Annotated in this window: 13 protein-coding genes; 7 read left to right on the forward strand and 6 right to left on the reverse strand. The window is 39.9% G+C overall.

The genetic code is table 11. The features are described 5' to 3' along the window. The first annotated feature begins 207 nt into the window (after positions 1 to 207). The 5 genes from AC0L7Q_RS19345 to AC0L7Q_RS19365 all read left to right on the forward strand — a co-directional run bounded on the left by AC0L7Q_RS19345 (position 208) and on the right by AC0L7Q_RS19365 (position 8,619). On the forward strand, positions 208 to 1,371 hold the full coding sequence (locus AC0L7Q_RS19345; RefSeq protein ID WP_138606852.1) for an efflux RND transporter periplasmic adaptor subunit: 1,164 nt from the start codon (positions 208 to 210) through the stop codon (positions 1,369 to 1,371). A gap of 11 nt (positions 1,372 to 1,382) precedes the next feature. Further along, the gene (locus AC0L7Q_RS19350) at positions 1,383 to 4,514 is read left to right on the forward strand and encodes an efflux RND transporter permease subunit (RefSeq protein WP_413403087.1); all 3,132 of its coding nucleotides are present in this window, start codon (positions 1,383 to 1,385) and stop codon (positions 4,512 to 4,514) included. Beyond that, complete coding sequence (locus AC0L7Q_RS19355) at positions 4,514 to 5,923, forward strand: efflux transporter outer membrane subunit (RefSeq protein ID WP_413403089.1); 1,410 nt, start codon at positions 4,514 to 4,516, stop codon at positions 5,921 to 5,923. Before AC0L7Q_RS19350 ends, AC0L7Q_RS19355 begins: the two co-directional genes overlap by 1 nt. Before the next feature lie 129 nt (positions 5,924 to 6,052). After that, positions 6,053 to 6,673 (forward strand): TetR/AcrR family transcriptional regulator, encoded by a 621-nt coding sequence (locus tag AC0L7Q_RS19360; protein WP_178957296.1) that lies wholly within the window; start codon positions 6,053 to 6,055, stop codon positions 6,671 to 6,673. A gap of 314 nt (positions 6,674 to 6,987) precedes the next feature. Beyond that, positions 6,988 to 8,619 carry a diacylglycerol kinase family protein gene (locus AC0L7Q_RS19365; protein ID WP_413403092.1) on the forward strand — a complete coding sequence of 544 codons (1,632 nt, stop codon included), beginning with the start codon at positions 6,988 to 6,990 and terminating at the stop codon, positions 8,617 to 8,619. A 40-nt stretch (positions 8,620 to 8,659) separates the two neighbouring features. Here the strand turns inward: AC0L7Q_RS19365 and AC0L7Q_RS19370 are convergent, their stop codons facing one another. Beyond that, a complete protein-coding gene (locus AC0L7Q_RS19370) occupies positions 8,660 to 8,971 on the reverse strand; it encodes a VF530 family protein (protein WP_413403094.1) in 312 nt (103 codons plus the stop codon). A 97-nt stretch (positions 8,972 to 9,068) separates the two neighbouring features. Continuing rightward, positions 9,069 to 9,371: a DUF1496 domain-containing protein gene (locus tag AC0L7Q_RS19375; RefSeq protein ID WP_178957290.1), complete on the reverse strand. Its 303-nt coding sequence runs from the start codon at positions 9,369 to 9,371 to the stop codon at positions 9,069 to 9,071. 110 nt (positions 9,372 to 9,481) lie between these two features. Here AC0L7Q_RS19375 and AC0L7Q_RS19380 point away from each other — a divergent pair, with 110 nt between their 5' ends. Then, on the forward strand, positions 9,482 to 9,715 hold the full coding sequence (locus tag AC0L7Q_RS19380) for a TIGR02647 family protein (RefSeq protein WP_008464346.1): 234 nt from the start codon (positions 9,482 to 9,484) through the stop codon (positions 9,713 to 9,715). Here the strand turns inward: AC0L7Q_RS19380 and maiA are convergent. Further along, entirely contained in the window at positions 9,712 to 10,341 is a 630-nt protein-coding gene (maiA, locus tag AC0L7Q_RS19385) for a maleylacetoacetate isomerase (protein ID WP_413403097.1), read from the reverse strand. The two genes, AC0L7Q_RS19380 and maiA, sit on opposite strands and share 4 nt — an antisense overlap. Before the next feature lie 7 nt (positions 10,342 to 10,348). Beyond that, positions 10,349 to 11,650 carry a homogentisate 1,2-dioxygenase gene (gene hmgA, locus AC0L7Q_RS19390; protein WP_413403099.1) on the reverse strand — a complete coding sequence of 434 codons (1,302 nt, stop codon included), beginning with the start codon at positions 11,648 to 11,650 and terminating at the stop codon, positions 10,349 to 10,351. A 152-nt stretch (positions 11,651 to 11,802) separates the two neighbouring features. Between hmgA and AC0L7Q_RS19395 the strand changes: the two genes are divergently transcribed. Then, entirely contained in the window at positions 11,803 to 12,234 is a 432-nt protein-coding gene (locus tag AC0L7Q_RS19395) for a MarR family winged helix-turn-helix transcriptional regulator (protein ID WP_413403101.1), read from the forward strand. 48 nt (positions 12,235 to 12,282) lie between these two features. On the opposite strand, the gene AC0L7Q_RS19400 is transcribed toward AC0L7Q_RS19395, so the two are convergent. Next, positions 12,283 to 15,429, reverse strand: a complete 3,147-nt coding sequence (locus AC0L7Q_RS19400) for a TonB-dependent receptor (RefSeq protein WP_413403103.1) — start codon at positions 15,427 to 15,429, stop codon at positions 12,283 to 12,285. Between the two features lie 326 nt (positions 15,430 to 15,755). Continuing rightward, positions 15,756 to 18,935 carry a TonB-dependent receptor gene (locus AC0L7Q_RS19405; RefSeq protein WP_178957281.1) on the reverse strand — a complete coding sequence of 1,060 codons (3,180 nt, stop codon included), beginning with the start codon at positions 18,933 to 18,935 and terminating at the stop codon, positions 15,756 to 15,758. Positions 18,936 to 18,952 lie beyond the last annotated feature (17 nt).

The raw sequence follows: 18,952 nt of genomic DNA on the forward strand, positions 1-18,952 counted from the left end.
GCTAAAATTAAATTATTGATTAACGGCAGCCAATGCATTGGCTGCCTTTTTTATGGGTGTTACTGATATAGCAAAACTATTGTTTGAGTTTATTTGGTGACAACTATAGTCAATTGTAAAAATGTGTAAATGTTGCTCAGTGGCTATTTTTAATTGTTGTACTATAGTTTAGAATGATCGTTCATTCTAAACTAAAAGGTATTTAACATGCAGCGCTCCCGCATCGCTTTTTTTGTATTTTCAGCCCTCGTTGGTTCTGTTGCTTTAAGTGGCTGCGATCAGGTAGCTGAGCAACCCAGTGCTTCTGCCCCTGCAGCGACTCCTGTTGGAGTTGTCACATTAAAAAGCCAAGCAATAACACTTAAAAAAGAATTACCAGGGCGTGTAAGTGCGTTTCAAATTGCTGAAATTCGTCCTCAGGTAAGTGGAATTGTGCAATCACGCTTATTTGAAGAAGGCACTCAGGTTGAAAAAGATCAAGCGCTTTACCAAATCAACCCTGATATTTTTGAAGCAGAATTAGCCGCCAGTAAAGCGGCGGTTGCTCGCGCAGAAGCGAGTATTGCTAGCAGTAAATCTAAAGCGTCTCGTTATAAAGAACTATTAGCAATTAAAGCCGTAAGCCAGCAAGATTTTGACGAAGCTGATGCTGCTTCTAAGCAAGCCTCTGCAGAATTATTAACGGCACAAGCGCAGTTAAAAAGTGCGCAAATTAACCTTGATTATAGCCATGTTTCTTCGCCAATTAGCGGCCAGATTAGTAAATCAAGCGTGACGGTAGGCGCATTAGTTAGCGCAGGCCAAACAAGCGCACTGGCAACGGTTACGCAACTTGACCCCATTTATGTTGATTTAACCCAATCAAGTAATGAGCTAACTAAACTCAAAAGAGCGCTAGCATCAGGTGCTTTAGGTGTCGACTCTACAACACAAACCGATGTAGAACTAATAATGGAAGATGGCTCAGTATATCCTCATAAAGGTACATTACAGTTCTCAGAAGTGACCGTTGATCCAAGTACTGGGTCAGTGACTTTACGTGCTAAGTTTCCAAACCCTGAAAAGCTATTACTACCAGGTATGTATGTGCGTGCTGAGGTGGTTGAAGGTGTTAAGTCAGACGCAATATTAGCCCCACAACGTGGTGTGAGCCGTAATACCAAAGGTGAACCTACAGCTATGGTTGTTAGCAAAAACAATACCGTTGAAAGCCGTGTATTAAAAGTAGAGCGAACTTTAGGCGCTAATTGGTTGGTGAGCGAAGGCTTAGCCGATGGCGACCAATTGATTGTGGAAGGGCTACAAAAGATTCGCCCAGGTGCACCTGTTACGGCAACTGCTGTGAAGCCTTCTGCAAATAACAGCCAATAACGGAGAGTTTTATGTCACGATTTTTTATTGATAGGCCTATTTTTGCTTGGGTATTGGCGATTGTGGTTATGCTTGCGGGTATTATTGCCGTTAAAAGCCTACCTGTTGCTCAGTATCCGTCTATTGCGCCGCCAGCGATTACCATTACGGCTAACTATCCAGGTGCATCTGCACGTACATTAGAAGACTCGGTAACTCAGGTTATTGAGCAAAAAATGAAAGGCTTAGATGGCTTGTTATACATGTCATCAACCTCACAGTCCAGCGGTTCAGCAACGCTGACATTAACATTTGATGCCGAGACCGATCCAGACATTGCCCAAGTTCAAGTACAAAATAAATTAGCGACCGCTACGCCATTATTGCCGGAAGAAGTACAGCGCCAAGGTGTGGTAGTGGCTAAATCATCATCAAGCTTTTTACTGGTTGTTGGTTTTGTGTCGCAAGATGGCAGTATGACTAATATTGATATTGGAGACTATGTATCGTCGAACGTGCAAGACATTGTGTCGCGTGTAGACGGTGTAGGTGAAGTGGAGCTGTTTGGCTCTCAATATGCAATGCGTATTTGGCTCGATCCGGCTAAATTACAAAACTATAAGTTAACCCCAAGCGATGTATCAGCTGCAATTAAAGCACAAAATGCACAGGTGTCAGCAGGGCAACTCGGTGGTATGCCCTCACTTGCTGGGCAGCAACTCAATGCAACTGTCACTGCGCAAAGTCGATTACAAACACCAGAGCAATTTAGAGATATTTTAGTAAAAACCAACAGCGATGGGTCGGTTGTTCGCTTACAAGACGTTGCTGATGTTGAACTTGGCGGTGAAAGCTACGGCGTGGTAGCTCGTTTTAATGGTAAGCCTGCATCGGGACTCGGCGTAAAGTTAGCCAGTGGTGCCAATGCGCTTGATACCGCACAAGGAGTAAAAGATGCCCTTGAAGAGCTTAAGCCTTTTTTCCCACAGGGGCTTGAAGCGGTTGTGCCTTATGACACTACTCCTTTTGTTGCACTCTCAATTGAAAAAGTAGTTCATACATTAATAGAAGCCGTTGTTTTGGTATTTGTTGTGATGTACTTATTTTTACAAAACTTTAGAGCAACTATTATCCCAACAATTGCCGTGCCTGTAGTACTGCTAGGTACATTTGGCGTTCTATTTACCTTTGGGTATTCAATTAATACGCTCACTATGTTTGCCATGGTACTGGCCATTGGTCTGTTGGTCGATGACGCGATAGTGGTAGTTGAAAACGTAGAACGTTTAATGACAGAAGAAAAGCTCTCTGCGGTCGAGGCAACGCGAAAGTCTATGGATGAAATTAAGGGCGCGCTTGTGGGTATTGCCATGGTGCTGTCGGCGGTATTTATTCCTATGGCATTTTTTAGTGGCTCTACAGGGGTTATTTATCGTCAGTTTTCTATAACGCTGGTAACAGCAATGGGGTTGTCGGTATTAGTGGCGCTTATTTTAACACCTGCATTGTGTGCTACGTTATTAAAACCGAGTCATGTGCATACTGATGGTACCTTTATTGGTCGTTTTTTCTCAGGCTTCAACCGTGGTTTTGATAAAACTAATAGAGGTGCACAAAGCTTTGTTGGGCGAATGATCAAGCACTCTAAACGTTATTTACTTAGTTATGTTTTGATTGTCGGTGGTATGGTCACTATTTTTTCAAGCTTACCCACTGCGTTTTTACCGGACGAAGACCAAGGTATTCTGTTTAGCCAAGTGATGCTGCCAGCAGGTTCTACAACAGAGCAAACGCTTGAAGTGGTTAAAAAAGTAGAAAACCATTATTTAGAAGAACAATCTGAAGCTGTTGCCTCAATTTTCACGGTTACCGGTTTTAGTTTTGCAGGCTCAGGACAAAACTCAGCCATTGGTTTTGTGAGCTTAAAGCACTGGGATGAGCGCCAACGTGACGACTTATCAGTGGGAGCGGTTGCAGGAAAAGGCATGGGCTATTTTTCAACGATAAAAGAGGCGTTTGTGTTTGCATTCCCACCTCCGGCTATTATTGAACTTGGCACTGCGAATGGTTTTAATATGTTTTTACAAGACCGAGTTGGTTTAGGACACGATGAATTATTAAAAGCGCGTAATCAGTTATTGGGTATGGCAAGTCAAAGCCCAATCCTGGCAGGTGTTCGTCCTAATGGCCAAGAAGATATGCCTGAATTACAACTGGATATTGACCTTGCAAAAGCTGAAGCTCTTGGTTTATCACAAGGTGATATTAACAGTACACTTTCGACTGCTTGGGGTAGTAGTTATGTGAACGATTTTATCGACCGTGGCCGCGTTAAAAAGGTATATTTGCAAAGTAAGGCTGATGCTCGCATGGTACCTGAGGATCTAAATAAGTGGTATGTACGAAATAAAAACGGAGACATGGTGCCATTCTCAGCGTTTGCTAGTTCGTATTGGTCTTATGGCTCACCTCGTTTAGAGCGCTATAATGGTTTTTCAGCTATGGAAATTCAAGGTAGTGCTGCGCCAGGTTACAGTACAGGTGAAGCTATGGATGAAATGGAGCGCTTAGTAAAGCAATTACCTAATGGTATTGCCTCTGAATGGACTGCTATTTCATACCAAGAACGTTCAAGTGGTGGTCAAGCGCCGCTTCTTTATGGCCTTTCACTATTATTTGTATTTTTGTGTTTAGCAGCACTTTATGAAAGTTGGTCTATCCCATTTGCAGTAATGATGATTGTACCTCTGGGTATATTGGGGGCTGTTATGGCTGCTTTTTTAGGTAATTTATCAAATGATATTTACCTACAAGTTGGTTTATTAACCACCATAGGGCTTGCCTCTAAAAATGCGATATTAATTGTTGAATTTGCTAATCATAAAATGGATGAAGGCCTGAGCTTAGTTGATTCAGCCATTGCAGCCGTACGACTTCGTTTACGCCCTATTTTAATGACCTCAATGGCATTCATCTGTGGTGTACTACCGCTTGCAATAGCCTCCAGTGCAGGCTCTGGTGCACAAAACGCCTTAGGTATCTCAATCATTGGTGGAACACTAGCGGCTTCATCATTGGTGGTGATTTTTGTACCCTTATTTTTTGTTTTAGTGCGTAGACTATTTTCAGGAAAAGCTAAAACTACCTCGCAGGAGGAAGCATAATGAGTGTAAGAGCAATCAGTTTTAATGCTTTAACTTTAGCCATTTTATCTGGATGTCAGTTAGCTCCTCAGCAAGAAGCGCTTAATTTACCTGTCCCTGATGCGTATGCATCAGAGGCAGGCAAAGGGCAAGTTTCATCATTAAAATGGCAGCAGTTTTTTAATGATGAAAAGCTCAAAGCACTGATATCACAAAGCCTTGAGCACAATAAAGATCTGCAAATAGCAGCGCTTAATGTAGAGCGAGTACGTGGTTTATATCAAATTCAAGACTCGGCTTTGTATCCGTCACTTGATTTAAACGCGACAGGAAGTCGTCAGCGTTTACCTGCTGATTTATCAGCCAGCAGTCAGCCTCAAATTAGCTCCCAATACAGCGCAACTGTGGGTATGACCGCTTATGAGTTAGATTTATGGGGCAAAGTGCGTAATCAATCAGAGCAAGCACTTCAAACGCTTTACTCTACGCAGCTTAGTGAGTACAGCATGCAGGTGTCGTTGATTTCTGAACTGGCAAATGCGTGGCTTAATTATGCGACCGATCAGCAATTACTTGCTTTGGCTCAAGAGACATTGTCATCGCAGCAAGCGTCTTTATCTTTAACGCAAAAAAGCGTTGATTTAGGTGCTGCCTCTGAAATTACGCTAGAGCAATTAAAAAGTACCGTAGCTACTGCAAAGGTTGATATTGCAACGTATGAGCGTTTATTAAAACGTGATAAAAATGCGCTTGATTTATTAGTAGGTAAACCGGTGAGTCAGGACTTACTACCGACTAAAGAGTTGAACAAATTACTTGATTTACCCGCTGTTCCTGTCGGCCTTCCATCTGATCTACTAACACAGCGTCCTGATATAAAAGCGGCTGAGCACCAATTATTTGCTGCAAATGCCAATATAGGTATTGCGCGTGCGGCGTTTTACCCAAGTATTAGTTTAACAGCCAATGCAGGGAGTGCATCACGTGATTTAAGTAATTTATTTGATGCAGGGTCAGGTACATGGAGCTTTATACCGTCGGTAAATTTACCTATTTTTAGTATGGGACGTAACCAAGCTAATTTAGATGTCGCTAATGCAGAGCAACAAGTTGCTGTAGCAACGTATCAGCAAAAAATTCAACAAGCGTTTCGCGAAGTTGCTGATGTGCTTGCTGATAGAGAAGGTTTCAATGCGCAATTAAATGCGCTTGAGCAGCTACTACAAAGCCGAAAAATAACCTATGACCTATCACAGGCGCGATACGATAAAGGGGTCGATAGCTTTTTGCAAGTGCTCGACGCTCAGCGAACATGGTATAGCGCAAAGCAACAACTGATCATCGGTCAACAAGCGCTGCTTGCAAGTCAAATTAACTTGTACAAAGCTGTTGGCGGTGGTTGGGAAGTAACTACTCCTCAAAATAACTAATATGCATAAAACCAATTAGTTATGGCAGATTTATCAGTAGTAAAGTAATACTGTTTAACGCTTCTCTCTTTATTGTTAGGGATAAACGTTAAACATTTCGAGTCTAGTGACTCGATAATGGAGTGTCGAATGAATTCTAAAAATAAAAAACACCTTGATCCGGTGCAAGCACAAGCGCGTCGTGAACAGGTATTAACAGCTGCTGCGGATTGTTTTCGTCGCAAAGGCTACCATGGCGCCGGTATGGCTGAAATAGCAAGAACAGCAGGTATGAGTGCAGGCCATATTTATAACTATTTTGATAGTAAAGAAGCAATAATCGAGCGTATTATTGAAAAAGATATGGAAGAAATGTTTTCTATATTTCAAGAGTTTGAAGAACAACCCGGTGATATTTTAACGGTGTTACTTGATGGTCTACATCATGGCGTACAGCGTCATATGGACACCGGAGCCAGCGTTGTTGACCTAGATATGATGGCAGAGGCTAGTAGAAATAAAAAAGTTGCTTTGCTACTACGTGATGCTGACACGCAAGCGCGTAACAGAATGCGGGATCTATTAGTGAGTGAAAGTAGTTTAATAAAATCACATTCAGAGCAAGAATTAGAGAGCCGTATTAATGTGATTTTTTCAGTGATGGCCGGATTGTTATTACGAAAAATGCTGTTTCCTGAGTTAACAGAAGAAACCGTGCTTATTGCACTACGTCCAGCAATGAAAACATTACTTATGCCATTTGATAATTAATGCACTAAGTTATTAAGTTACTATGAATATTTGACCCTTACTATTGTAAAAAAGAAAGGACTAGCCTTATATACAAATAGTTTATGGCCAATATCATAAATAAAGACTAGCATTGAGTTGCTAAAATAGGAAAACAAAAATAAAGATATAGTTATTTATTATCAATAGCTTAATATTTTTAGCTGGTTTTATGTGAGCTTGCGCTATAGAGCTAAACACAGTAAATAATAATAGTTGCTTTTTGGCGTGCTACTTGCATTCTTCGAGCTATATTAAAAGCGTTAATTTTGCGCTAACAACTTTAAGGAGAGCACATGTGGGCTGCAGTAAGTTATCTTGTAACAGCATTGATATTTATAGTATTGGGGTTAACGGTTAACTCCATTTATTTTGCAGTTGCATTTTTTTGGACCGCACTATCGTTATTATTAGTCAGCGGCGCTTATTTTTTTAACGCAGGAAAAGTATTTAGAAAACGCGAGAATGGCGTTATCCCTTTTTACATTCGCTGGGCCTTTGTGCCTTTTTTATTAGGTGCGCAAATTTATAATGCGTGGTCACGAAAGCGTGACAAGGTACCGCCTATTCAGCAAATAAACGATAATCTATTTTTAGCATGTCGTTTATTCCCTTCTGATATAGACACATTGAAAGAAAATGGCATTACCGCTGTTTTGGACGTTACCTGTGAATTTGATGGCCTTGAATGGACATCTACTCAAGAAAATATTGATTATTTAAATATTCCTGTTCTTGATCACAGTGTGCCAACACACTCACAGTTAAACCAAGCTATTAACTGGATACATCATCATATTAAAAAAGACCGTCGTGTTGTGGTGCATTGTGCATTAGGGCGTGGACGATCGGTGTTTGTTATGGCGGCATATTTATTGAGTCAAAATAAAGATGCGGATGTGCATGATATTCTTGCACAAATAAAAGAAACACGTGAAACTGCCAATCTTAATAAACGCCAATTACGCCATTTAGTTAAGCGCCACCGTAAGGGGGAGCTACTGATAAAAAACAAAGCGTACTTAATTGCTAATCCGGTTTCAGGTACTAAGTTGTGGTCTGAAAAAGAGCATTTAATTGTTGCACGTTTATCTGCGTATTACGATTTAACCATTTTAAAAACTACGCCAGAACAAAACGGTATCACTTTGGCTAAACAGGCCATAGAACATAACCCCGATATTATTATTGCTTGTGGTGGCGATGGAACCGTAACTGAGGTTGCCAGTGTGTTGGTGGGTACGTCTTGTCGATTAGGAATAATACCACTGGGCACAGCGAATGCGCTTGCCCATGTATTAATGGGAATAAAATCTAAACTTATTCCTGTTGAGCAAGCCTGTGATTTAATTATTGATGGCCAAACCAACCTTATTGATACCGCGTATTGTAATGATGAACTAATGTTATTATTAATTGGCATTGGCTTTGAGCATGCAATGATTGAAAAAGCAGATCGAGAGTCTAAAAATAAGTCAGGGCAACTTGCTTATTTAAATGGTTTTTTACACTCATTTGGCGAAAATAAAGCACAACAGCTGATAGTTAAATTAGATGATAATGAGCCTGAGGTTATTAATACAAATAGTTTTATTGTGGCAAATGCTGCCCCATTCACTACGTTATTAGCGCAAGGGGGCGGGCAACCCGATCACCGCGATGGGTTATTAGATGTAAACTGGTTAACGCCAAACAAAGATAATGAAACCACGGTATTAAGTATTGCAGAGCTGATGTTTAGCAGTATTACGCAAACGCATCTTGCTATTAACTCGCATTATACCAATGCAAAACGTGTAGAAATAAGCTGCGTAGACGAAACGCTAAATTACGTGATTGATGGCGAGGTTAAATCTGCAGATAAAGTGGTGGTAAGTATCCACCCAGCATCGTTAAATGTAATATGCCAAGAGCAAACACCTGATTAGAAAGGCGTATATATTACGCCATTGCTATTTTTTGAGCCTTTTATTTTTTAATAGAAGGCCATACAAAACCTGATGTATCAGGTTGTGAAGATTCAGACTGCTTAGTCGGTTTATTTCTAGCTCTACGTAGCGGCTTGTTATTAATGGTGTGGATATAAAGCGCTTCTACTTTATCTCTTGCCCAAGGCGTTTTACGTAAAAATTTTAAGCTTGATTTTATACTTGGCGAATCTGTAAAACATTTGATATTTACTTGTTCGCCCATTGCTTTGAAGCCTAAACGTTGTTCTAGTTCAACAAGGATTTGCTCTAAAGTTACCCCATGAAGCGGGTTTTTTGGTTGATTATTCATAGTCACACTGCTTTTTTAAACTGCATGTATTGTAACGTATCCCACCGCATCTTAATAGTTTGGAGATGACTGGCAAATCCCAGATTGTTAATCTTGATTAATTTACAGTAATAGTAGAAGGCTTCTTGGGGTAAATAAGGTTACCTTGTTTATCGAGTTTTAGCCAAATTAACTGACTGTTGTTATGTTGAGGGTATTTAGCAGCACAAATAAGCGTAACAGAATGAACCTGCAGTATGGCGCCTTCGCTATAGCGTTTATTATCATACCAGCACTCAGCGTTAGTGTTTATAAGCTGGGTAGCATCAACAATAGGAAGCGTTTTTATTGCGTTAGCGTAGCTTAAAGCTGGAAAATACACGCATAAAACAACAATAAAGAAAGTAAAATAATAACGCATAAATAACCTCAAAATTAACGTGTTTAAAAAAAGCACACTTAGTTAAAAAACATGCTAGGGTAAGTGGGACAGTTTTAGTAAAACACAGAACAATAAAAAGGTGAACACATATGCTATTTAATCAAACTATGATTGACGAATTTACACTACTTGCAAAATTCCCACGCGAGAGCAAAATGCAGGGCATTAAACTCCATTCAGACGCTGAACCCGCTTTATTAAGCGCAGCACAACGTTTGTTTGATAAAGGGGTTATTGATAGCCCAGATGGCGGTTATTTAACTGATCTGGGCTTAGACTTAATTGAGCACGTCACTGTAATACACAGTGCTTTAAAAAGTTAGTTTGCGTCGGGTTGATTTTCTGGGGCTGCATCACTAAAGGCAGTCAACTCATTACAACGCTGATAAACGGCTGCTATTTTAGGATAAGCAGCCATATCTACTTTAAAGCGAATGGCATTAAATACCTGCGGCACTAAACATACATCGGCTAAGCTTGGCGAGTCGCCTGCGCAAAATGTATTTTTGCTATCGAGCATTTGTTCTATTTTATCAAAACCAACTTCAACCCAGTGTCGGTACCACTTATTTTTTGCTTCATCATCGACATTGAGTTCACTACTTAAATATTTAAGCACCCGTAAATTATCAATAGGGTGAATATCACACGCAATTGCATAACTTAAATTGCGAATGTGTGCTTTTTGCCATGCATTACCTTGCAGTAATGGTGTTTCAGGGTATTGCTCTTCAAGGTACTCTAAAATTGCTAGAGATTGACCTAGTATCCCGTCATCAGTTTCTAAAGCAGGTAACAGTCCTTGTGGGTTTTTCTGTAAATAATCTTCGCTTTGCTGCTCTGATTTTAATAAGTTAACAGGCACTAATTGATGAACAATATTTTTTAGATTTAATGCTATTCGCACACGATACGCTGCAGATGAGCGAAAATAAGTATAAAGCTTCATAATCTGATTATCCTTGATTGCCATTAAAGTGTTTTTTGATTGTGCGCCAGCAGTCAGTGTAATTAGCTTGGCGCTCTTTACCTTCTAATGCGTATTTAGTCGGCGATATTACATAACGTGACTCAAACATAAACGCCAACGTATTATCGTAGCGTTGTGGCTCTAAATCGGCGTTTGATGCTTTTTCAAATACGTCTGCTTCAGGACCATGCGGCGACATACAGTTATGTAAGCTCATGCCACCTGGCACAAAGCCATGCTCTTTTGCATCATATACCCCTTCTATTAAGCCCATAAATTCACTCATAATATTACGGTGATAGTAAGGCGGGCGGAAGGTGTTTTCAGCCACCATCCAACGCGGTGGGAAAATAGCAAAATCGATATTTGCAACGCCTTCAGTTCCCGATGGTGAAGTTAGCACGGTAAAGATTGAAGGGTCGGGGTGATCAAAGCTAACGGTATTCATGACATTAAAGCGAGCCAAATCGTATTTGTAAGGCGCACTATTGCCTGTCCAAGCAACAACATCAAGGGGTGAGTGACCAATATCACAACGGAACATATTGCCATTAAATTTAGCAATCAGTTCAAAATCACCCTCAATATCTTCAAAAGCCGCTACTGGATATTGAAAATCACGATCATTCGCATAACCGTTGGCACCCACAGGGCCGCGCTCAGCAAGGACATAGGCATGGCCGTAGTTTTCACAAATATAGCCACGCGCAGTGTCGGTTAGTAACATTACTTGAAATTTAATACCACGCGGAATAACGGCAATTTCGCCGGCTTTAATAGTTAAATGCCCAAGCTCTGTTTTAAGTAGTAGTTCACCTTGTTGCGGTACAAATAACATTTCGCCATCGGCATTATAAAAAAAGCGATTGTCCATTGATTTATTGGCAACATAAACATGAATACCGATACCCGCTTGACCATTAGCGTTACCATTAGCGGCCATGGTGATAAGCCCGTCAACAAAATCTGTAGGTTTTGTTGGTACATCAATTGGATCCCAGCGCAGCATGGTTGGTGGAGTCGGTACTTCGGTAATGGGAGCGGTTCTAATTAAGCCATTGTCTATGGCTGTATAATCGCCTTGCACAACCGATGGGCGAATACGATACATCCAAGTGCGGCGGTTATCGGCGCGAGGAGCGGTAAATGCAGTGGTACTGAATTGCTCTGCGTATAAATCATATTTTACTTTTTGCGGACTAAATTGACCAATCGGTAATGCACCAGGCAGCGCTTCGGTTTCAAATTCATTGCCAAAGCCGGTCATGTAGTTTAATTGTGTCGCCATTACTGACTCCTGTAAAAATGGGGGAGTGTTATATTTTTGTTATTTACGCTAAGATACTCTCAAGTGAGACTAATATCAAATGCACTGATTACGACCGTTGTAAATAAAAGTGAACAGATAAAAGTCGTGTGTAAATAAATAAGTGATTCAACATGAAAATAGATTTAACGACATTTTTGCCCTATCAATTAACGCACTTAGCAACACAGGTAAGTAACGATTTTTCGAGCATTTATAAAAAAGAGTTTGATTTAACAATTCCTCAGTGGCGAATAATTGCTAATTTAGCACAATTAGGTCAAAGCACAGCAAAGCAGTTATGTACTCAAGCGGATATGGATAAGTCAACAGTATCAAGAGCGGTAAAAGCGCTAATAGATCAAGGGCTTATTTATAGCGAGTTAAATAAGCATGATAAGCGCGCTGCATTTTTGATGTTAAGTGATAAGGGTATGGCTTTGTATAAAAAAATAACACCACAAGCATTGAAATGGGAACAAGCATTATTAAGCTGCTTGTCGGATGATGAACAACGCCAGTTAATCGCTATTTTTGAAAAATTAAAAAATAAATTACAGGCATAAAAAAGCCCACAAAGTGGGCTTTTAAATAGACTAATTTAATTAATCAAATTAGAACGTGTAACGAACACCTACACGCATTTCCCATACTGAAGCACCAGTTTGTACTGAAGTATTTGCGTTATTTGCATTAAAGTCTGAGTAAACGTAACGACCTTGGTCATCTAAAGATGTTGAGATCATGCTTGCGCCTACGAAAGGACCTTTCTTAAGTACGCCCCAGTCATCATTTAGCATGTTTGTAAGGTTGTCGATTACGAAGAATGCTTCACCTTTATGGCCATCCATAAAGCCTGGTAGTTCTTGTGTAATCTTAAAGTTAAACTTAACAAACCAATCTGAATTTTGTTGGTTACGACCTGCAATTTCACCGCGTTTAAGTCCTTCAGAAGCAATGAAGTCATTGAATTCATTGATTTCATCAGCCGACATGTTGTAAACAACGTTAGGATCGTTTTCAAGTGGAACATAAAGTAATTGGCGGCTACCATTCCAGCTATCATCACCCCAAACACTATCGCTTCCGTCAAATGTAAAGCTGTACGGTAAGCCTTTATATGCCTCACCGTAAAGGTTAAAGCGTGTTTCAAAGCCATCTACAAACTCATGTTTGTAACCAAGAGTCATAGTGAAACGGTGCGGGATTTCATAATCTGAAGACGCAACACCAGGGTTACCTGGGTTTGAAAGCGCGATGTTACCGTAGTTAGAACCGGCTGTAGAGCTAGTCATTGGGTTTACATCGTCTGCGTCTGTGTATGCATAACCAAAGCTAAAGTTAATGCCGTTGTCATACATTTTGCTTATTGCAGCAGAAATAACTGAAGAATCACCACTATTACCGCTTACGTTAGTAAGTAGTAAATCACCACTGCGGCCATCGATTTTTTCATAAATAGGGCGACCATCAAACGTAGTTTCACCGCTTTCTTGAAGTGAAATGTCACGCATTACAGCAGCATCATTTTTCTTCGAGTATAAGTAATCAACAGAGATTACGTATTCGTCTTCAGTTGTGTATGTAGCACCAAGTGAGTATTTCCACTCTGAAGGAATTTCAAAATCTGGGTCTACAGCGTTAACTGTACCATCACCAGAACCTATTTCTGTAGCACCAATAATGTCATAAAGTTCTTGTGGAACCTCAAAGCCAGGAGTGCCGCCATTCACATTTGGAGTATTAAATAAGTCAATAGTTTTTGAATCAGAATCATAATTACTTAGTTGACTCTCTCTTGTAGCAATTTGTGTAATACCGTCATTTGAGTATGAGTTAGACAGCCATACATTAGGGTTACCACCAGAGAACAAGCCTAAGCCAGCGCGTACTTCAAGCTCGTCTGTTGCATACCATTGAAAACCAACACGTGGCTGCAGTAAGTCAATACCATCAAATGTAGACTGGTTGCTGTAACCGTAACGATTAGTGAAGTTCTCGTTAAAGTTAGGAACGTCATCACTTGTGTACTTGTCGTAACGTAAACCGAACTGAATGGTTGCATCTAAGTCAGTAAATGCGTATTCATCTTGTACATAAAACGTGTGTTGAGCATACTCAAAGCTAGCACCCGAATCAGTTGGATCGTTTGTTCCAGCTGAGTTGTTGTAGTAGATACGGTCGGCTATACCTGCTTCAAACTCATCGATTGAACCAAAACGGTATTCACCTTCCGTGTGCTGAACAAACAAGTTGAAAACGCTTAGATTTTCATATTCATAGCCAGCAGTAATAGTGTGTTGGTCTAAGTAGTAAGTACCAGCAACTTTAAATGTAGTTGTGTCGTAATCTAGGTCGTTTGATTGACGAGAATCATCTGGACCAATAAATACAGTACCGCCATTATCAGTACGAATTTGCATTTCACCAAAGCTACTTGCAGCATCTAATGACTGAACAGTTGCATCTAGTTCCGATTTACCTAAACGAATTTCTGTAGAGAAATCGTCTGACCAATCAGAATATACAGAGCCAATAATTGAAGTAAATTCAGCGCTTTGGTCATAGAAATGGTTTGATAAAGAAACTCGGCTAGAACCTGTATCCGACTGAGAAATTGTATTACCGTCGTTGTAGTTATAAATTAAGTTTGCACGGTGATCTTCGTTGATGTTCCAATCTAGTTTTACTAAGATCTTTTCATCTTCAACAGGCATGCTAGATGGCATACCGCCAACATCGTAACCATATACAGATTGAGCTGCATTTGTGATGCGGGTAATGTCTTCAGCTGTTACGCTGCCAGTGTTTAAACCGTCGTAGTTAAACTGGCGAACACCTTCAAGTTTTTCGTATGAAGTGTACAAAAATAATGTATCTTCAATAAGCGGAAGGCCTACGTTGAAACCGTAACGTTTTTCAGTGTAGTTACCGTTATCAACTTCATCACCTTCAATTTCGTCGCCTTTCATTGAATCGCTTGTGTAATCGAAGAAAACACCACCGTGAACGTCGTTGCCACCCGATTTAGTTACAGCGTTGATGTTACACGATGTAAAGCCACCGTATTGAACGTCAAAAGGGGCTAGTTCTGCTGAAACTTGTTCGATAGAGTCGAAAGAGAAAGGGGCACGGATAGTTGGGTAACCGTTTGAGCTTAAACCGAAGTTATCGTTCATGCGAACGCCGTCAAGCGTTAAGCTGTTGTAACGTGGGTTACCACCACCACAGTTGATTGAACCACGGCTATCATCAATTGTAATACGTGGGTCAATACGAATAATATCTTTTAAATCACGGTTGATTGCTGGTTGGTTTTCAAGATCAGTTAGCGTAAAAGTCGACGCAGGGCCTGTTCCACCAGACATAGCACTGATAGGAGCACCTGTAACTACAATTTGCTCGATGTTAGAGATATTCTCTAAAGAAGCATTTACAGGGTAATCGTTACCAATATTAAGAATAATATTATTGAACTCTTGATCTGCATAAGTGTCAGAATCTACAACTACTTTGTAAGGACCACCAACACGAAGGCCTTTTGCTGTGAAGTAACCAGCGTCGTTAGTCTCAGTTGTTTTAACTGAGCCTGAAGGAACGTGTAGGATAGTAATTTTAGTTCCTGCAGCAGGGTTACCATTTGGCCCCTTTATTTGACCTTTAATTGCTGAGGTTGTTTCGTTTGCAATTGCAGCACCACTCACACCAACACATGCTGCTATAGCAAGTGATAGAGCCGTTTTGCGAAGTTGAATTTTCATTTTATTTTCCCGTGTAGTTAAATAAACTTTTAATAGCTTTTTTATTTTAATTTTGGATTAGGAGGCTGAGTAACACACCTAACCAAAAATGTTTACATAGTGTACCTCATTTGAATGTTACAAATAAAATACAACTGTAACTTTTTTATTATAAAACACTTTTCGTGTGAACTTTAGCATTTTATTAATGTTTCAATATTTTACTGTGCAGATAGTAAGTAGTTTTTATGACAAACAGATGAAAAGTGACTTTTTCAAAAAAAAAGCCATTACATAAATGTAATGGCTTTTTAATATTTATAAGTTTTTGCGGGGTAAGTTATAGATTAAAACTTATAGCTAACACCGATTTTAGCTTGCCAAGCAGATGAGCTACTAATTCGCGAGTAGTTCCTTACATCAGCGCCGCCATAGGTATTATCAAGTTTATATCTACCTTGGTCGTCAAGCCCACCGAAATCATAAATTGTTTGATTTGAATAGCTTAGACTTTTCTCGATGCCCCAATCACTATTTAAAAGGTTAGCGAAGTTATCAATCATAAAGTACACCTCACCACTATGACCTTGAGCAAAACCAGGAATTTCCTGCTTTATACTTACATCCATGGTTGTAACCCATGGTTGTGTAGCTGTGTTTTTAGCTAAAATACCGCCACGTTGAGAAATACCAGCACTTTGCAGTAGAGGCTCTAACTCAGCCCAAGAAATTTTTGACTCGCCCCAGTTTACATTTGGATCGTCAGCACCGGTTGGTATGTAAGGTAAGTAAGCACCGTTTGTAAACAGTGAACTAGTATCCCCTAAATCACCATCTTTATACATTCCCATTGTGTAGCTGAATGGACGTCCAGAGCGACGTTCAAAGTAGACGTTAAATTTAGTTGCATAACCACTAAACAACTCAGCGGTATAACCTAGGTTAACTTTAAAGCTATGTTCTATTTCATAAAACCCGCGAGCAGCAATATCTTCATTGCGGTTTACAGTGATATTGTGTTTATAGTTACCTTCTGCCTGTGATGCTGAACCTGCTGAAGACTCTTTAACATCTTGATGCGCATAACTTGCAGAAATAAATAAACCATTATCCCACTCTTTGGCAATGCCCGTTGATAAGATGATTGAACGACCATCATCAGATGAGTTCGTCATTTCAATATCAACGTTATCAGTAAGTGAACCTGAATATATAGTTTGATTAATCACGCGTTCACCATCAGCAGCTAAGCCAACAGGTGTAATTGAAGAATTGTGCCATACAGCTTCATTTTCTTTTTTATGGTACGCGATTTCGGCTTGCCACTTAAAGCCGTCACCGAATAGCTCAGAGTCAAAATCATACTCAAAACCAACTTGGGTACGAATACTTGAAGGAAGTTTAAAATCTGGGTCTATATATGCAACACTACCAGCGCCTTGCTGCAAAGAGTTTTTAATTTCATCAGGCACTTGGGTAATATCAGCAGTGTTATTAGCGTAGTAATCATTTATTACATCATTAGGTGCCGATACAAGTGTGATGCCATCACTTTGGAATGAGTTATTATACCAAACATTTGGAATGCCGCCTTGGAAACGACCGATACCACCGCTAATTGTAAGCGCTTCTGTCGCATAATATTTAAAGCCAATACGCGGTAAAATGATATCTAAGCCGTCAAGATTTTCTTGATTGGTGAACCCATAAGTACTGGCAAAATTTTCGTTCAGAGTAGGTTTGTCATCTGATGATAAACGTTCATAACGAACACCCGCTGTAACCTCTAAGTCGTCACCAACATAGAAAGTATCTTCAATGTAAAGTGCAAGTTGATTACGTCTTACATCATAAGCGGTATCAGCCGAATTATTCGTGTAGGCATTTTGATAAGAGAAATCATAAAAGCCTACATTGCGATTCGCAAAGTCTTCTAAGCTATCAAACTTCCATGAGCCCAATGAGTTTTGAGCAAATAAATTGTATAAACGAAGTGACTCGTACTGAGCTCCAAAATTTATTTCATGCTCATCAGTTAAGTAAGTAGCATCGAATGTTAACGTTAAATTTTGTGTTTCAGAGCGATTTGCATGGCGGTATTGATCTGTACCAAAGCTGTAAGATGGGCCATTACGTCCATCTTCGTCTACTGATATACTTCCTAAATTAGAACGTGTCGCGCTGTCTGAAATGACATCTTTATAAGAAATACCAATTTCAGTTGAAAAGTCTTCAGTCCAATCTGAGTAGAGTTTAGTGGCAAAATTATTGAACTTAGTAACATACGCATAAGTATTTGACTGAAGAACGATGTTATCACCACCGTAGCTTGAATTACGCTCATCTTGATCGTCTTGCCATTGGTAGGTAAAATCTAGGCGATGATCATCACTTGCATTCCAGCTAAGCTTAACTAATAAGTTTTTATTTGTATCCTCTGGAGCACCCGCGAGTGAATCAGTCAGTCCGTACTCATCATTTAAGATTGAAATGAAACGGTTGTAATTAGCTTCAGTGGTATTAAATTCATTTGCAGCACCTGATCCGCTAAAACCATAATCAAGATCCGATTCACTTGACCATTCTGCATAGTTTACAAAGTAAAACAGCTCATCTTCTATTATTGCTCCACCAACATTAAAGCCAAACCTTTCTTCTGTTTGAATAGGCTCTACTTTATTAGTAGAAAAAGTTTTTTGACCAATCGCATCTAGGTCATCTTCTTCAACGATATTAAGAAGATCTCCTGATATATCAGGGGTAGATATTTCATAAAAGCCAGAAAATTTAAACTCATTTGTACCAGACTTTGTTACCGCATTAATAGTACCGCCACCAAAGTTTCCTTTAGAAGCCGAAAAAGGCGAAACATCTACAGAAACTTGTTCAATCGCATCTAGTGCTACAGGGGGTTGTGAGGTTGGGTAGCCACCAAAATTTAAACCAAAGTCATCATTTTGGCCAATGCCATCTACAGTTAAACCATTCGTGCGTGGGTTACTACCAGCAAAAGTTAGTTGACCGCTACCATTAATACTTGCAAGTGGGTTTAAACGCGCAATGTCTTTAATGTCACGATTAAAGCTGGGCATATTATTAATGGTATCTTCACCAAACGTACTGCTAGAACCACCTGATTGTTGGATGATTTTATATCCAGAGACTTCAATCTTTTCAATATTTAGTGGTGCTAGTTGCGACTTCAAGCGATAAGTTTCACCAAGGTTTAAAAAGATGTTTTCAACGGTGGTGTCGTTAAATGTATCAGAGTCGATGATCACCATGTATGGTCCACCAACACGTAAACCATTGGCTATAAAAGTACCACTTTCATTGGTTGTTAACTCACTGATTGTGCCAGTAGGTTGATGAACAACCTTAATTTTAACGTTTGCAGCGTTCGCACCTGAAGGTGTGGTGATTTTACCACGCATTGCAGATGAAGTGTCAGCAGCCATAGCGCTTGTTGAAACTCCTAGAGCAAGAATTACTGCCCCAGTTAATTTCGAAAGGCGAAGCTTTGTCATAGTGTTGATTTCCCGTT

It is taken from the genome of Pseudoalteromonas sp. KJ63-1 (genome assembly GCF_055808145.1).

Bases quoted from the DNA above. Each gene is read 5' to 3' on its own strand.
- AC0L7Q_RS19345 (WP_138606852.1), top strand. From the start codon at position 208: ATGCAGCGCTCCCGCATCGCTTTTTTTGTATTTTCAGCCCTCGTTGGT.
- AC0L7Q_RS19350 (WP_413403087.1), top strand. From the start codon at position 1,383: ATGTCACGATTTTTTATTGATAGGCCTATTTTTGCTTGGGTATTGGCG.
- AC0L7Q_RS19355 (WP_413403089.1), top strand. From the start codon at position 4,514: ATGAGTGTAAGAGCAATCAGTTTTAATGCTTTAACTTTAGCCATTTTA.
- AC0L7Q_RS19360 (WP_178957296.1), top strand. From the start codon at position 6,053: ATGAATTCTAAAAATAAAAAACACCTTGATCCGGTGCAAGCACAAGCG.
- AC0L7Q_RS19365 (WP_413403092.1), top strand. From the start codon at position 6,988: ATGTGGGCTGCAGTAAGTTATCTTGTAACAGCATTGATATTTATAGTA.
- AC0L7Q_RS19370 (WP_413403094.1), bottom strand. From the start codon at position 8,971: ATGAATAATCAACCAAAAAACCCGCTTCATGGGGTAACTTTAGAGCAA.
- AC0L7Q_RS19375 (WP_178957290.1), bottom strand. From the start codon at position 9,371: ATGCGTTATTATTTTACTTTCTTTATTGTTGTTTTATGCGTGTATTTT.
- AC0L7Q_RS19380 (WP_008464346.1), top strand. From the start codon at position 9,482: ATGCTATTTAATCAAACTATGATTGACGAATTTACACTACTTGCAAAA.
- maiA (WP_413403097.1), bottom strand. From the start codon at position 10,341: ATGAAGCTTTATACTTATTTTCGCTCATCTGCAGCGTATCGTGTGCGA.
- hmgA (WP_413403099.1), bottom strand. From the start codon at position 11,650: ATGGCGACACAATTAAACTACATGACCGGCTTTGGCAATGAATTTGAA.
- AC0L7Q_RS19395 (WP_413403101.1), top strand. From the start codon at position 11,803: ATGAAAATAGATTTAACGACATTTTTGCCCTATCAATTAACGCACTTA.
- AC0L7Q_RS19400 (WP_413403103.1), bottom strand. From the start codon at position 15,429: ATGAAAATTCAACTTCGCAAAACGGCTCTATCACTTGCTATAGCAGCA.
- AC0L7Q_RS19405 (WP_178957281.1), bottom strand. From the start codon at position 18,935: ATGACAAAGCTTCGCCTTTCGAAATTAACTGGGGCAGTAATTCTTGCT.